Raw genomic sequence first — 15556 nt, 5'->3', positions numbered from 1 at the left:
TCACTTACAGGAATGACACATGATAGCCGTACTGTTTGAAGCAGAAGCATTTCCCGAAGCACAGCAAAGGTATTTCCAGCTCGCGGCTGACTTAAAGCCGTTATTAGCCGATGTTCGCGGATTTATTTCCATTGAGCGATTTGAGAGCCTCACAACAAAAGGAAAATATCTTTCCCTTTCCTGGTGGGAAGACGAAGACGCAATTGCCGTCTGGAAGCAGAACCTGATGCATCAGGTTGCTCAGCAGGAAGGGAAAGATTCCGTCTTTTCATTTTTCAGAATACGTGTGGCGCGTGTATTCCGTGATTACTCATTTGAAAAAGGACAATATCAGAATGTATGACATCTATGTCGTTCTGAAAAATACGCCAGGGGCGCTGGCTTCGCTCGGGAACACCCTCGGTAAAAATGGCTTTGGTCTTGAGGGCGGCGGTGTTTTTACCACGCCGGATGTCGGTCATGCGCATTTTCTTGTCGGGGATGGCGAAAAGGCTCGCATAGTGCTCACTGATGCGGGCTATGACGTCAGAGACGTCCGCCGCCCGCTCATCCGCAGGCTACCTCAGGAGCGCCCGGGTGAGCTGGGTGAAATTACCGGTGCCATAGCCCGGTGCGGTATCAATATACTGGTACAATACAGCGACCACAGTAACCAGCTGATTCTGCTTACGGATGACAATGTCCGGGCAGCGGAAGTCACAAAAAAATGGGCAGTCTCTCCGGAATGAGTCCTGATAAAGCAGCGCAGAGCGGGTTTTCTGAGTCCGGCCCTGAAAAATCCATGTCCATCGTTGCTGCGGCAATCTCAGACCCCTCCCGGGTCAGTATTCTCTGCGCCTTAATGGACGGACGGGCCTGGACGGCAACCGAACTCAGCGCAGTCGCCGGTATTGCCGCATCCACGGCCAGCGGACACCTTTCACGCCTTCTCAGCAGCGGACTGGTTATCTGTCTCACGCAGGGCAGGCACCGCTATTACAGTCTGGCAGGCCTGCACGTTGCCGGATTACTGGAAAATCTGATGGGCGTATCCATGCATGCGCCCTCCCGGTTCAGATCTAGAACCCCGTCACGCCTCCGTTATGCCCGTACCTGCTTTGATCACCTGGCCGGTGAGATGGCAGTCAAAATGTACGATTTCATGATGACGGAGGGGTGGCTTTCAGCGGATGGTTTATCTCTTACTACGCCGGGGAAAACGCAGTTTCAGGCCCTTGGGGCCGTGGTCGATCCGCACCCAAGGCGCCGTTCCTGCTGTCCCTGTCTTGACTGGAGCGAAAGGCGCTTTCATCTGGGCGGAGACGCCGGCCATGCACTAATGACATTGTTGCTTCAGAAAGGCTGGATCCTGCGCACGCCGGGTTACCGCGAGGTGAGCGTGACTGCTGAGGGTAAAACGGCCCTGTGGCGCATTTTTGGCATAGCTGTGGAGTGAACCGGCTTAATCGGTGGTTGAGGGGATTAAATGGAATTTAATGAAAATCAGCGGGGCCGGCTGATGAATACAGGGGACGTGCGGCGTATGGCTGACATGGCTTCGCGTTACGTCAGAAAAATATTCAGAAGGCTGAAGAAAAATATCGCGATCCGGTTTCTTTCCCTGAATGGATGAGTCATGGATCTCAGAAGAGATCAGACCGCTTTCAGGGCGGAGAGAAGCTGCGCAGTTCCGGATTCAGGAGGACTCGTGCGATAGACCAGCCCCAGCTCACGCCATACCGCAGGCCTGAGACTGTGCCGGATGAGGTGAGGTACCTTTATCTCACTGGCATCCCCTTCGCAGGGCAAAAGGGTCGCACCGTAACCTGGTCAAGGGGGCTGCAGGTGCCGCCGTACGTAATCTGGATCTGATGCTGCAGGTTTAACTCAGTGAATACAGGCACAGCGTTTGCCGGCAGGCAAAATGCTCATTCAGGTTTCTTTAAACAGGAGGAAAGTGTCATGAGGGAGTGGTTCAGTCAGAGCCAGTCTGAAGTCCGGCTCGAATGGGGTATTTCTGCCGTTGATTATCTTGCCGCAGAGGCAGACTGCGTCATCGTGGTTGATGTCATGTCATTTTCAACCTGTGTCAGTCTGGCGGTTGACAACGGCGCGCGAATATATCCTTTTCCCTGGAAAGATCACTCCGCACTGGAATATGCGGTCACTAAAGGGATATCTACCGCCAGTTCTGACAGAAGGTTCATAGGGAAAGGTTACAGCCTTTCCCCGAAATCACTGCAACATATCAGGCGGGGTGAAAGCCTCTTACTACCCTCACCCAATGGCTCATCCGTGTCATTCCGGGCAAGAGATGCGGGCAGTGCCGTTTTCAGTGGTTGTTTCAGAAATATGACAGCAACTGCAACAGCCTGCAGGCAATACGATCGTATTCTGGTTATTCCCTGTGGGGAAAGATGGCCTGACGGAAGCCTGCGCCCGGCGGTTGAGGATTACGTCGCGGCGGGGGCAATTATCTCAGCAACTGGCCGGGAAAGTTGTTCACCTGAAGCGCAGGCGGCGGTGGCTGCCTGGTCGTTTCACCAGAAAACAGACCTCAGCTTACTTTATGAGTGTTCATCGGCGAGAGAACTCAGGATACGGGGATTTGCTGAGGATGTGACTTTATGTCTTGAACCGGATGTCGCCAGCTCGGCATGCCAGCTTTACGGTGATTTTTACTCTACTGCTGATATGGCTGGGCAGTCATTGAAGGAATAGTAAAACTCGGTGTATCACTGAATTATTGCTGTCATATCGCCCATTTCACAAAGTGAATTTCCGGCGCGTTATGGCACCTCTGACGTGATGAACATTCACACATAATTAAAGAAAAAAGGAATAAGAATGAGAATTCGGCTCGCTTTACCTCATGAGGCAGAGGAATGCTGGAATGTAAGAAATCTCGCTATACGGGAGGGATGTAAGCCAAGCTACAGCGCCACCGTGCTTGAAGCATGGACGCCTGAAAATATGCCTGAAAATTACCGTACAGTAATAGAGGAAAATCCTTTCTTCGTAGTTGATTTACCTCATGTGGGCCTGGTTGCAACAGGGTATCTGGATCTCTCATGTGGAAGTGTCGAGGCGGTTTTTACATTGCCAGACTATTTTGGACAGGGCTGGGCCAGTCTGATTATTGAAACGATTAAACACGAAGCGCTGCAACGGGGACTGAAAGAACTCACCCTGTCTTCAACTCCCAATGCACAGACATTTTATGAACAACATGGCTTTGTATTCATCAGGGAAAACAGCTGCCCATCCAAACTTGCACAGACAGACTTACGCTGTATGGATATGTCTCTGAAATTAGAGCCCTGACAGGCTTATGGTTTGTAAAGCATCCAGTTTATCAGGGCTGTGCTTGCTTATAAGATGCGCCCAGAGGAAGCAGTGACCGGAATCGTCATTCTGCAGCGAGCTGCACAAACGGCGCCGCTGTGAGGAACCTGCGGAGCTCCTGACGAAACACAGCCTGGTTCTGTTATGAACAAACTATAGTCTTAAATTGCGCGTCGAAAAATTTTCGTAGTTTTTCTATTCCACATAAATCATTCGATGTCTCAGAGAGTCATGTCCTGCATTGAGGAAATGGTTCCCCGGTTATAGGTGTATTCGGTTGACGAGGGGTTTGGCGACTGTCGTGGCCTTGAGTTAGCCATGCCGTATGAGGACTTTGGTCGTATGATCCGAGCACACGTCTTAAAGTGCACTGGCTTAACTGTGGGCTGTGGCCTTGCACCTACCAAAACGCTGGCAAAATCAGCCCAGTGGGCCAGTAAAGAGTGGCCTCATTCCGTGGCGTGCTGGCATTAACACCTGATAACCCAGCCCGTATTGAAGCCATGCTGGCTCGTCAGCCGGTAGAAGAACCTGGGGGGTAGGCTCAAGAATTGGTAAACGCCTTAATCTGTTCGGGATAAAAACGGCCCTTGACCTGGCACGTACTTCTCCTACTTTCATACGTAAAAACTTCAGTGTGGTACTGGAACGAACCGTTCGGGAGCTCAATGGAGAGTCCTGCATACCTCTTGAAGAAATGCCACCAGCAAAACAGCAGATTGTCTGCAGTCGTAGTTTTGGCGAGCGAATTACCACTAAAGACGCCATGCAGCAGGCACTGTGCCAGTATGCCACGCGGGATGCTGAGAAGTTACGTCGCGAGGGACAATATTGCCGACGAGTCAGTATTTTCATCAGAACCTCACCTCATGCACTGAATGAAGTTTTCTATGGTAACAGCGCTGGCCAGAATCTTCCTGTTCCCACTTAGGACACGCGAGACATCATTAATGTTGTCATTAAGGCGCTGGATCACATCTGGATTGATGGTCGCCAATACATGAAGGCAGGAGTATCACTGGATGATTTTACGCCGAACAGCATCACCCAGCTCACATTATTCGATGACTATCAGCCCAGAGCCAACAGCCACAAATTGATGAGTGTCCTTGATGGTATCAATCAATCTGGTATGGGATCGGTTTGGTTTGCTGGCCAAGGCATCGATACTGACTGGAAGATGAAACGTGAGATGTTGAGTCCGGCATGGACAACTAACTGGAAAGATATCCCTGTCGCCCGTATATGTTGAATACGATCTTAAAGCACTTCATCTGTGATGGGTAGCACGAGCCTCTTTGATGACACAGGTAGTGATAAGAACCTTATCCACATTTATTTATCCAGTAATTGAGTGTCCAGCAAGCGTCTGAAAAACGTTCGCTTACGAATGACAACCTGATGCGTTAGATCCTGTGATTGTCTTTAGTTATTCAACCAAGGTCAGATTTCTGACTGTTGGGTCCAAGAGACTTATACCATTGAGTAAGGTATGGATAGGAGTTGCCATTTCTTGAAAATGGCATCCCTTGAACAGCTCAGGTTTCGGAGGCAGGCCAGTAAACACTCATAAATTATTATTTAAAAATCGCATCAATCCCAGTAGACGTAATCGTATTTGAGGGTCGCGATATGTTCCTCAATCTTATCTTTTGACTCACCGATCCCCGGTATAATTATTTTAGTCTGTTGTTCAGCAAGAGTGCATTGGCCGTTTGAATTCCATGACTTGCAGGTGGTTAGAGTTTTATCAATCGTAAAATACGTTTTTGTAGAAAACAGGCTCTTTTCTCTGCCTAATTCATCATACGTGTATTCAGCGACTTCAGTTGCTGACCGCTTTGTTTTCAAACGGCCCTTATCATCATATTCATAGTTGGTCTTTGAATTGTCAGAGCGGATGTTGCTGGTACGTGTAACATCCTTCAACTGATTATTGTTATCCAGTGTGAAGGCCGTATCAGCAATTCCCGCATTCTTCACTGTCCCGGTCGTCATTTCTGAACGGTCACTTGATCTGCTGATAACGCCATACTTATTCAGCAGAAAAATTCCATCTGTATGCTGTTCAGATAATTGTTTCTGTTGCTGGGTGGCTCTATCGGTATCAACCATCTTAAAATCATATCTATAGCTCCAGCCATCATCTTGCTTACTTAGTGAGTATTTGAAAGTCGTCGTCAGAGTCCCCTTTGGAGCAATTGATTTTTTCTCCTGAAACATTAACCCGCTCATAAGTTCCCCACATCGGCTAAAACTCACATTTCCTTTTTCCTGAATGTAACCATCCTCGCTTACTGTGCTCATCTCAATTGTTTTAGGAGTCTTAGTCACATTATTAAGATCATAGAGAATGCGGGAATTGACCTCATTTATTCGTTTTTCATTGTCAGTGCATTCCGCGCCATTTGCTCTAGTTATGCAAAAAGAGAGAAGAAAGAGTAGGGTGATGACTTTTCCAAAAACCATGTTTACATCCATTTATTGATTTGCTTTCTGACATCTTACTGCATTGTTACCAAATAGAAATTTACAGCCTTGTGAAGCAGGACTGTACCCAGCCAAAAACTGCGCCTTACTCTTGAAAGTGGCCGCATGATTAATTGTCCAGATGAACATTTGAATGACAAAGCATAGAATTGTGGCCACTATCTAAGAATTGTACTGCAAGTCTTCTGGTATGGTCCTATGCAGAATCTTGGGAATTTCACCTTGAAATAAAATTAATTAATATAATAAAAACAACACCTTAATACTGAAATTCATTTGGGTTTTCAGCGTGGTTTGGAGCATTTCATACCGCGAAAAATCGATAGGGCAGGGTAGGGGTAACACGCTCAAACAGCTGTGAATTGTGTCATAACTCTTTAGTAAGGAAGCAAATGCATGATCAACATAACATTTGACGTACAAACTTTTTGTGAATTTTCATAAAAAGTTGCACTAGCATTTTTTTTACGTACACTGACGTCATTGATTGCCAACGGAGCGGATGAATGAAAAGTAATTACGGCGGGTTAGACGAAACCGCGCGCAGAGCAAACGCTATGCTGCGCAGTATGAGTGATGACATTACTGTCAGACGAAATGAGTTTGGCCTTGATCAGTATTATCAGACGTTCACCCGCAATTCGGTGGCTAATCTTCCCAAGCTGAGCCGCCGTGCCGTTGAGCAGGCTATAGATGAGATGGAAGAGCAAGGTCATGTGTTTGGAAAGAAAGACGCAGGCAATGCGAAGCACTATGCGCTGACTATCCAGGACGTGGTAGACATCTACGCCCACCGTAAAGTGCCCAAGTATCGCGACCTGCACGCGGGGGAGGGGCCATTTGTTGTATTCGTCGTAAACCTGAAAGGGGGCGTATCGAAAACCGTCAGTACTGTTACGCTGGCACATGGTTTACGCGTACATCAGGACCTGTTGCAGCATGACCTACGTATTCTTGTTATTGACCTGGACCCACAGGCCTCCAGCACCATGTTCCTCAACCATGCCAACAGCATCGGCTCCATTATGGAAACGGCGGCGCAGGCAATGCTTAATGACCTGGATACCGAGCAGCTCAAGGAAGACATCATTAAGCCCACCATCATTCCTGGTGTGGACGTGATACCAGCCTCAATTGATGACGGCTTTATTGCCAGCCAGTGGAATGACCTTGTCAGTCAGCATTTGCCTGACATGCTGCCTTCCGAAGTGCTACGTCGCACCATCATTGACCGGGTTGGCAAAGACTACGACTTCATCTTCATTGATACCGGACCGCATCTGGATGCGTTCATGCTCAATGCACTGGCAGCCAGTGACCTGCTACTGACACCGACGCCGCCTGCACAGGTAGATTTCCATTCGACGCTTAAGTACCTCACTCGTCTGCCAGAAATGATCGAGCAGCTGGAGGAAGAGGGCATTACTCCGCAGATAAAGGGCAATATCGGCTTTATGTCGAAGATGACCTCAAAACGCGATCACGAGATGACACACGGTCTGGCCCGAGATGTGTTTACCTCACACATTCTCGACGCGACATTGCCGAGGCTGGATGGATTTGAGCGTTGTGGCGAGAGTTTTGACACCATTGTCAGCGCCGATCCTAGCTCCTATCCGGGCAGTTCCGAAGCCCTGAAAAATGCAAAACGTGAGGCGGAACGTTTTACCCAGGCGGTATTTAAGCGAATTGAATTTGTGAGGGGAATCAAATGAAAAAGGAAATGGTTAAGCTGGGCCGCCAGCTTGGAAACTCAAGCTTCTCAAAAATGATGAGTGAGTCGGAGAGCGAACGCGTCTTTACCCTCAAGTCCGGTGCCGAAGCCCGCTTCACGTTGACTAAAATTCTGCACGATGACATTGAGTCGCAGACGTTTGTGGATGCTTCAGTCAATGGTCGTGACCAGAGTTTCCTGACTGAGGAATCAGTCAGCGATATCGCCCGTACCATTAAGCTGCAACAGTTTTTCCCTGCCATCGGCAGGGAGGTAGAAGGGCGCATAGAGATACTTGATGGCTCGCGACGTCGCGCCGCCTGTATCTTTAACGACACGCCGTTTGAAGTTCTGGTTACCCGCGATGCATTATCACTGACTGACGCACGCCAGCTGGCCGTAGATATTCAGACAGCCCGCGAACATACGCTCCGCGAATTAGGTAAAAGGCTGAAGCTGATGTATCCAGGAGAAATGAAGCAGACTGACATCGCAGCTGCAGAAGGTCTTTCAGCGGCAAAAGTCACGCGTGCCTTCCAGGCCGCAGCGGTGCCCGATGAAATGATCGCCGTGTTCCCTTCAGTGAATGACCTGTCGATAAACGACTATCAGACGCTGCTTGATGTTGCTGATAAAGCCAGTGTCAAAAATATCAGTATTGAAAAACTGGCCGACAGCGTCCGCGAACGTCTTGGCAATGAAGTCCTCACAGAGCATGACGACTCTTCTTTGAAGGCAAAGATCATCAGCCTTTTCCGTTCAGAAAGCGCAGATGCCAGAAATACACGGGGTGGCAAAAAAGTTCTCACCGAGAAGATTGCAGACTTTGCAGACAAAAAGCAGTTTGCTCGTAAGAAGGTCGACTCTGAGAAGCGTCTGGTCACATATGAGTTCTCACGTCTCCCTGCAGCCTATCAGGCAGAGATCGATGACGCGGTTAAGGCAGTATTAGCGCGCATGAAAGCGGATAGCAGTAAGCGCTAATATCAAGTACAAAGAGCCTTTACAGGCCTGAAGATGTCATCATCTCAGGCCTTTTTTAGATGCCAACCCGTAATGCGCCTTTCAAAATCACCCACCAAAAATTACATGTAAGCCAATGTAATACATAGAGAAATAATAAATATTTCAGATTGAAATTCCCCTGATAAAATTACCACTCATCTCTGTTCTTTAACTCCAGTGTCTTAAACCCGAAAACTAAGGTTATTCCTCTCCTGGGTTCGTTTAACCAAGATCAGGTTTTAACTGATCAAGTCCATTTATTGCCGAATACTAATTATGGGAGTAGCTGAAGGGCTGATTCTATTGATAGTCTTTTGGAAAAAACAGGATGGTGAGAGATGGGACTGTTCGCTTTATTTAATGCTGAGAAGAGAGCGTTGATGGCTAAGAAAGCAGATTATGAAAACTACGTCACAGATAAAAAAAACGCCTGAGCGCTTTAAGAATTAAAGCGAGAGAGTATCTCGCATTCAAATACCTTCAATCGGTCATTTTAATGAACAATCATTTTCCGCTCTTTCTGGTATATGGCAAACACGGCAGGAATGTGCATCAGGGGGAGTTTGCAGACAATTATTCTCCTTTTCTTGAATTCGTCCCGCATGATGGAGAGTTAGAAGATTTCCAACAAAGTATCCTGAACTACCGTACTCAGGTTGAAGAATGGCAAAAGGGTAAATTAGTTAACCATCATCAGTGCAGTAAGGATGAGCAAATGAATTGGGCAGGAGAATTCAACCGCTATGGGTTCAACTTAAAAGATTCTTATCGTTATGATGACGCTATAAAAGCGGAAGACTTCTTTGGTTTCTTTGTATTTTTGAATGGAGAACCGATTGTATAAAGTTCGATATGGAATTATCAGTCCTCCGGTTACTTCTCCGAACAAATTTACAGAAAGGTCCTCACTACCCAACACAAAACTGATACCGACTTTTCGATGATTTCGTTTGTGGCCGGTGTGTTCACACTGGCCTCAGAAACAAACATAGGATGTGTCAATTACAATAGAATTCAGTATGAGATACTCTTCGGCAACGGTGACAAGTTGATTGATGATAAAAATCGGTCTGATGCGAAACAGGAGCTGCTCGCACTGCAAGACTTTCTATACGAATTAGAAAATCTATTTAGCGCAGATCGTTCAGAAGATGACTGGGATTCTGATTTCATAAGCGCAGAAGACAAAAGGGAGTGTGAGGCACTGCTTACCAATCCGAATCGTAAGTCTAATTTCCTGGGAATTGAAGATATGTACGTTCGTTAGGAAATTTTGGGAACTTCTTTCCACATCGCATGAAACCGGAAGCTGATAGGGTGTCAGGGCAAGAATTAGGGATAATCTAACCTAATATGAAAAGACGTGAATGAGCAGTGAAATAACTTATTCATTAAACTATTGAATTCAATATGAAATAATTTACAGGCCACCTCACTTTTTGGATTCGGCAACGCTACGTGAATTCTGAGAGAAAATGGAAGACAAACCTCGCTAACTTTTAATCTCATGCGTCAAGGAAATTGGGTCATCTTATCTTTTTGGTACAGGTATTAAATTCAGACACTACGGGCTCACATCAATGCGTTTTCACTAAGTGACGCCTCCTGTATGACAATGGCTGCACTGTGTTCACCTGAGATGCATGACCACCAGCATTTAATGCTTGCTCAGTAATATTGAAACTGTGCCTATGCAGGAGAGGAGACAACGCATTCACCATCGCTACAGCTCAATCTCAATAGAATTTCGAACTACGGGCAAAGCAGTACGCAATGTGTAACACTCACTGACCCGAGTGAGAATTTTATCACCCGAGGTGTTGTGAGCAATGTATTGAATGGTTCTGCATACGACACAGATATGTCGCTGACCATTGATTTGCTACCCGATCCATGTGCTTTTTCCTCATTAGTATCCTAACGAAGTACGAGGAGAAAGGGAGATGCAAGAAGTATCACCTTATATGTCTCCCAAGCCGCTGGTGAGCATCGCGCTGCTTAAGCATCTCGAGCCGGAATACGTTTCCATCCAAAAGCTTGCTGCATATCAGGCTAGTCATCACCTAAACCTTGGTCCACGAAGTTGCTAGGACGGCTATTTAAGCTGTGTATTGAAATGCTCAGGGCTAGCCACTACGTTGACGCTAAACCCTGTTGCTGCGTTTTTCGATATCTTGAAACAGCAATTTTCTTCAGTGCGCCGCACAGCATATCTCCCTACTTAGGTAAGGGGGGAGAATTAATTCAGCTACGCAAGATCCCGATTTATCCACGTGGCAGTAACAAGGGAAGATATGCCATGTGCAGAAAAATCTCTGTGATGTCAGGCCGTTTCCAGTGGTTATTCCCCCGCTCAGGATTGCAGAAAGCGAGGGTATCCTAAATGTTTCAAGCCGGCTCTATTTACAATATTTTAATGTAATTTAATGATTATAATAAAAAAACATCACAAATTCGGAAATACATGACCCATGCTTTACCGATCATGCCGCTGGCCTTCATTGTTCATTTTCCTCTACTAACAGCAATAGCTTTGCTGCATACAATTTCTGCGCATTCGATTTTCTTCTTCGTCTTTTGCCGTTCATGACAGCTACCTTTGAGACCATGTGTGGTGCTGAACGTCGGGAGGATTTCTGGCTCGCTGGCAGCTTTGCATTATCTCGGGACATATCAGCTCCGCCCAAAGGGGATTAGCTGATGCTTGGAACAGTGTTGTTATCTAGCATGTGAAACCCCGAAGGATCAAAACTGAAGCGTGTGCCTAAGAGTGTGGGAGGTCATAAGCTTGCCACCTAATATATATCTGCTGGTTATGCTGGTGAGTCCCTTTCCAACTATGCCAGTGCCGTTCACGAAATGGCAACCTCGCTAAGGATCGCACTGGGATTTCTATCGATCATCATTATGCTGATAGTGTCGTGTTCTGCTGCAAAGGCCTTGCAGGAGGAAAGAGGACTTTTGTTGGTCAATATTAACTTTTGTGCCCATTTTTCGAGCAGATTTTATCCACAGTGCTTCTTCATGAACCTGTGCATCCAGGAACTGTGTACATCAAGATGGGAGTCCTCTATGTGTGACGGGTTACAGTAAATTCAGCAGCCAAGAAGATAGGAGTAAGCCTGAAGTCGCACTAGGTAGTGCTCTTCGACCTTCATAAGGCTAAAGCTCTGCTTACAACCTTCTTCTGTTTGAAAAAATCGATGAAATGGGTAATCGTGGGCAGTTATCTTTGTTTTGAAGTATCCAATGAAGCTGAAATCTGGTCAAGCCATTAGGATCGATATGCCGATACATTCTGTTGATCTTGGAAAGATCACCGCTCCCCCCCGTAATTCTTCCTCAGAAGGCTCCAGACGTGATTTTGGGGTATGAGAGTAAGTTTTATTGATCAGCCAACAGAACTTCACAGGAAGCCGTACAGCGCATATTTGCAATGTTGATGGATAGCATAACTATGAGTGAGCATTGGTCTATACCTCCATGAAAGGGGTTAGCCGCTAAGGGACTTTCACATTGAAAAGGTATGGATATATTTCTCATTATCCCTTTAGTCAGTTACTTGTGGTTGTCGGGAATAATCTGCATCCCCATATGGCGTTATCCACTTATCCACCGACCAGATCCTAATAAATTAGATCCATATAAGATCCCATATAGATCCCAAAGAGATCCCCGATCGCTGTAAGCCGCACCAGTACTGGGCTGAGAAGGGGTTGATATAAGCTGTAATTAGTAAAATATAAACTGTAGGGAGATCACAATAAACTATAAAAAGCTAAATATAAGCTGTAGTTAGGAAAAGACATAAGCTATAGTGAGCCAGACGTTCAGAATTGCGATTTCCCTGTGGATACTTTTAATCTCTGGATATCAGTTGGTTAGCTGTGTCTTCGGTAAGTTGCTCTTCTGTAATACACATATTCAGATCCTCTGATCCTTTCAGCGATCTGCTTCAGACCTGTGTGGGAATGCCCGTGGCTAGCGAAAATCTTGACCTGACTAAACTGTTTGAAGAGCGAGATTCCAACTCTGGTGAGCTTATCACCCTTACACCCAATGCTAATAACACTGTTCAACCTGTGGCATTAATGAGGCTTGGTGTTTTCGTTCCCACGCTTAAGTCATTGAAGAACAGTAAAAAAAATACTTTCTCTACCACCGATGCAACCGAAGAGCTGACACGCTTAACATTGGCTAAAGCAGAAGGCTACGAAAAGGTTGAAATAGTCGGCCCCCGGCTGGACATGGATAATGACTTCAAGACATGGGTTGGGATCATCCACTCTTTCGCCAAACACCGAGATAAGATCATTGGCGACAAGGTTCAGTTGCCCTTTGTTGAGTTTGCCAAGCTTTGTGGAATTCCTTCCAGCCGTTCTTCCAAGCAGTTACGTGAGCGTATCAGCCCCTCTCTTAAGCGTATAGCGGGTACGACCATTTCGTTTTCCAGCAAGACGGATGAGGATGCCAAGGAATACATCACCCACCTAGTACAGTCTGCCTATTACGATACCAAAAAAGATATCGTGATCTTGCAGGCTGACCCCAAGCTGTTTGAACTCTATGAGTTTGATCATAAAGTTCTTTTACAGCTTAAGGCGATCAACGCATTAAAGCGCCGTGAATCTGCACAGGCACTTTATACCTACATCGAAAGCCTACCTAAAAATCCTGCACCCATATCGCTTGCGCGCCTCCGTGACAGGCTCAACCTGCGTTCCCCGGTGTTCTCCCAGAATCAGACTGTACGGCGAGCGATGGAGCAGTTGAAAGAGATCGGTTATCTCGATTACAGCGAGGTACAGAAGGGCCGTAGCGTGTATTTCATCGTGCACAATCGTAACCCTAAGCTCAAGGCGTCAAAGGTCGCTCCACCAGCTGAGGCTGCGAAGATTGAGCCGCCTAAGTCTCAGGAATCAGACGATCTGCAATTGCAGGAAAAACTTAAACTTTTGGATAAGCTGGGGATTACCCTCGATGATCTTGAAAAGCTTTTTAAAGGTAAAACAGCATAAGCTGTAGTGAGTAATTAAACTCACTTTTAACAGCATCACCTTACTCACTACAGCTTATATCCCTTGAAACCTTCATGATTATATGAGGGTTTTTTGACCCTGAAGAAACCTAGCTTAAAGAATCGCTCTCTATAGCTTATATGTCACTCTTTACAGCTTATACAACACAGCGTAGGGCATCTTTTAGCTCATTACAGCTTATATTAGCGAACTTTATACTCACTATAGTTTATCTTTAGCCTGATTTTACTCACTACAGTTTATAAAGTGGGAGCAGGGCAGAATGATTTACTCATTGCAGTTTATATATAGCCTCCAGTGGGTAAATTACTCCTTATAGTTTATATTTTTGAGTCCCCTGGTAACCACTAACCTTTAATCTATTGATTTTTATATTTGTTAGTGGTTGCTAACTTTTGAATGGCACTTTTCATTGTCATAACGACTCCTTATAGCTTATATCTACTCATTACAGCTTATACATCCTGAAGACATTGCCGATTTACTCACTACAGCTTATGCATAAATTGTAGTGAGTAGCCTCTCAAGATCTACCGGTTGGTACATAATGATCGTCATCCGAAGGGACGCAAAATTTTTTGACCATAAATCAGTAAACTAAGGGAGGATTTTGAGCATGTGACAGTGTCACAGAACCAGATGAGTCATTATGCATATTGGATCTCAAAACACGCTAAATTTACTGATGAGTATAAGTCTCTTACTGCTCGTATAGGAGTAATGATAACTGCACCTGATCATTGATATGCTTTACTATCAATGATATGAGGAGAAGCATAAGCTGTAGAGAGTGCCCAATATTGTGTGTTCAGGAATTTTACTCTGTGTAGTGACCCCAAGCCCATAGGTTCAAGTGATCCACTGTACAGGGTGAACAGCAGAAGCTAGCGGGAAATGGCCTTTCTAAATTGATACTCAATCTGACTCAGGGCAAAGACATTAACGAGTGTGACCTGCTCCCCGTTAATTAATACACCGCGATGTTAGTAATGTCTTCATAAGCCACATGAGGACATCCCCATGAAGAAGCGATTTTCCTACGAACAGATCATCAGTATTCTCCGCGAGGCAGAAGCCGGGGTTTCAGCCCGGGAACTCTGCCGTAAGCATGCTATTTCAGACGCTACCTCTTACACCTGGCGCAAGAAGTTTGGTGGCATGGAAGTTCCCGAAGTGAAGCGGCTCAAGTCGCTTGAAGAAGAGAACGCCCGCCTCAAGAAGCTACTCGCTGAAGCCATGCTGGATAAGGAGGCGCTTCAGGTGGCTCTTGGCCGAAAGTTCTGACGACAGACCAGAAGCGGGAAGCCGTGGAAGTCATGTGTGAGGCCGCAGGTTTGTCGCAACGTCGTGCCTGCAGGCTGGCAGGTTTGTCCCTGTCGACCTGCCGTTACTCGGCTCAACGTCCGGCTGCTGACGCGCAGCTGTCCTTACGCATCACAGAGCTGGCACTTGAGCGCCGCCGCTTTGGTTACCGGCGCATCTGGCAGCTACTGCGTCGGGAGGGCCTTCATGTCAACCACAAGCGGGTTTACCGCATCTATCATCTCAACGGCCTGAGTGTAAAACGCAGGCGACGCCGAAAGGGACTGGCGACGGAGCGGCTTCCGCTTCTTCGCCCAGATGCGCCGAACCTGACATGTTCGATGGATTTTGTAATGGATGCACTTGCCAGCGGCCGCAGGATGAAGTGCCTGACCTGCGTGGATGATTTCACGAAGGAGTGTCTGACGATCACCACGGCATTCGGGATTACAGGCGTTCAGGTGACACGTATTCTGGACAGCATTGCGCTGTTTCGTGGCTATCCTGCAACGATAAGAACCGATCAGGGCCCTGAATTTACCTCCCGCGCGCTTGATCAATGGGCCTTTGAACATGGTGTTGAGTTGCGCTTAATCCAGCCGGGCAAGCCAACGCAGAACGGATTTATTGAGAGTTTCAATGGCCGCTTTCGGGATGAATGCCTGAATGAGCACTGGTTCAG

General features: G+C 46.6%; 12 protein-coding genes and 2 pseudogenes. 13 read left to right on the top strand and 1 reads right to left on the bottom strand.

What is annotated here, in order from left to right; genetic code table 11:
- Window positions 1–19: 19 nt before the first annotated feature.
- The 7 genes and pseudogenes from H7A81_RS12040 to umuC all read left to right on the top strand — a co-directional run.
- On the top strand, window positions 20–343 hold the full coding sequence (locus H7A81_RS12040; protein WP_167144404.1) for an antibiotic biosynthesis monooxygenase: 324 nt from the start codon (window positions 20–22) through the stop codon (window positions 341–343).
- Window positions 336–728: an amino acid-binding protein gene (locus H7A81_RS12035; RefSeq protein WP_182057610.1), complete on the top strand. Its 393-nt coding sequence runs from the start codon at window positions 336–338 to the stop codon at window positions 726–728. Before H7A81_RS12040 ends, H7A81_RS12035 begins: the two co-directional genes overlap by 8 nt.
- Window positions 725–1435: a helix-turn-helix transcriptional regulator gene (locus tag H7A81_RS12030; RefSeq protein WP_255478952.1), complete on the top strand. Its 711-nt coding sequence runs from the start codon at window positions 725–727 to the stop codon at window positions 1433–1435. Before H7A81_RS12035 ends, H7A81_RS12030 begins: the two co-directional genes overlap by 4 nt.
- A 30-nt stretch (window positions 1436–1465) precedes the next feature.
- Window positions 1466–1612, top strand: a complete 147-nt coding sequence (locus H7A81_RS27535) for a hypothetical protein (protein WP_220458103.1) — start codon at window positions 1466–1468, stop codon at window positions 1610–1612.
- 329 nt (window positions 1613–1941) lie between these two features.
- Window positions 1942–2700, top strand: coding sequence for a 2-phosphosulfolactate phosphatase (locus H7A81_RS12025; RefSeq protein ID WP_182057621.1), 759 nt, complete (start codon window positions 1942–1944; stop codon window positions 2698–2700).
- Window positions 2701–2826: 126 nt separating this feature from the next.
- Entirely contained in the window at window positions 2827–3303 is a 477-nt protein-coding gene (locus tag H7A81_RS12020) for a GNAT family N-acetyltransferase (RefSeq protein WP_182057609.1), read from the top strand.
- A 219-nt stretch (window positions 3304–3522) separates the two neighbouring features.
- A pseudogene (gene umuC, locus H7A81_RS12015) lies at window positions 3523–4576 on the top strand (translesion error-prone DNA polymerase V subunit UmuC); the annotation flags it as partial.
- 341 nt (window positions 4577–4917) lie between these two features.
- Here the strand turns inward: umuC and H7A81_RS12010 are convergent.
- Entirely contained in the window at window positions 4918–5793 is an 876-nt protein-coding gene (locus H7A81_RS12010) for a hypothetical protein (RefSeq protein WP_182057608.1), read from the bottom strand.
- Between the two features lie 527 nt (window positions 5794–6320).
- On the opposite strand from H7A81_RS12010, the gene H7A81_RS12005 reads away from it, so the two are divergent.
- The 6 genes and pseudogenes from H7A81_RS12005 to H7A81_RS11980 all read left to right on the top strand — a co-directional run.
- On the top strand, window positions 6321–7529 hold the full coding sequence (locus tag H7A81_RS12005; RefSeq protein ID WP_182057607.1) for an AAA family ATPase: 1209 nt from the start codon (window positions 6321–6323) through the stop codon (window positions 7527–7529).
- On the top strand, window positions 7526–8512 hold the full coding sequence (locus H7A81_RS12000; protein ID WP_182057606.1) for a ParB/RepB/Spo0J family partition protein: 987 nt from the start codon (window positions 7526–7528) through the stop codon (window positions 8510–8512). Before H7A81_RS12005 ends, H7A81_RS12000 begins: the two co-directional genes overlap by 4 nt.
- Window positions 8513–9029: 517 nt before the next feature.
- Window positions 9030–9377, top strand: a complete 348-nt coding sequence (locus H7A81_RS11995; protein ID WP_182057605.1) for a hypothetical protein — start codon at window positions 9030–9032, stop codon at window positions 9375–9377.
- Window positions 9378–9581: 204 nt separating this feature from the next.
- Window positions 9582–9800 carry a hypothetical protein gene (locus H7A81_RS11990; protein WP_182057604.1) on the top strand — a complete coding sequence of 73 codons (219 nt, stop codon included), beginning with the start codon at window positions 9582–9584 and terminating at the stop codon, window positions 9798–9800.
- Between the two features lie 2740 nt (window positions 9801–12540).
- A complete protein-coding gene (locus tag H7A81_RS11985; protein WP_255478951.1) occupies window positions 12541–13551 on the top strand; it encodes a RepB family plasmid replication initiator protein in 1011 nt (336 codons plus the stop codon).
- Window positions 13552–14592: 1041 nt separating this feature from the next.
- A pseudogene (locus H7A81_RS11980) lies at window positions 14593–15556 on the top strand (IS3 family transposase); the annotation flags it as partial.

Origin of the sequence: Pantoea sp. ME81, assembly GCF_903970985.1 — a bacterium.
GTDB classification, from domain to species: Bacteria; Pseudomonadota; Gammaproteobacteria; order Enterobacterales; family Enterobacteriaceae; genus Pantoea; species Pantoea communis.
This window is presented reverse-complemented; position numbering and strand designations above follow the sequence as displayed.

What these genes read in the sequence shown, in the direction of transcription:
- H7A81_RS12005 (WP_182057607.1), top strand. Translation starts at nt 6,321, where the DNA reads ATGAAAAGTAATTACGGCGGGTTAGACGAAACCGCGCGCAGAGCAAAC.
- H7A81_RS12000 (WP_182057606.1), top strand. Translation starts at nt 7,526, where the DNA reads ATGAAAAAGGAAATGGTTAAGCTGGGCCGCCAGCTTGGAAACTCAAGC.
- H7A81_RS12040 (WP_167144404.1), top strand. Translation starts at nt 20, where the DNA reads ATGATAGCCGTACTGTTTGAAGCAGAAGCATTTCCCGAAGCACAGCAA.
- H7A81_RS12035 (WP_182057610.1), top strand. Translation starts at nt 336, where the DNA reads ATGTATGACATCTATGTCGTTCTGAAAAATACGCCAGGGGCGCTGGCT.
- H7A81_RS11995 (WP_182057605.1), top strand. Translation starts at nt 9,030, where the DNA reads ATGAACAATCATTTTCCGCTCTTTCTGGTATATGGCAAACACGGCAGG.
- H7A81_RS12025 (WP_182057621.1), top strand. Translation starts at nt 1,942, where the DNA reads ATGAGGGAGTGGTTCAGTCAGAGCCAGTCTGAAGTCCGGCTCGAATGG.
- H7A81_RS12020 (WP_182057609.1), top strand. Translation starts at nt 2,827, where the DNA reads ATGAGAATTCGGCTCGCTTTACCTCATGAGGCAGAGGAATGCTGGAAT.
- H7A81_RS12030 (WP_255478952.1), top strand. Translation starts at nt 725, where the DNA reads ATGAGTCCTGATAAAGCAGCGCAGAGCGGGTTTTCTGAGTCCGGCCCT.
- H7A81_RS27535 (WP_220458103.1), top strand. Translation starts at nt 1,466, where the DNA reads ATGGAATTTAATGAAAATCAGCGGGGCCGGCTGATGAATACAGGGGAC.
- H7A81_RS12010 (WP_182057608.1), bottom strand. Translation starts at nt 5,793, where the DNA reads ATGGTTTTTGGAAAAGTCATCACCCTACTCTTTCTTCTCTCTTTTTGC.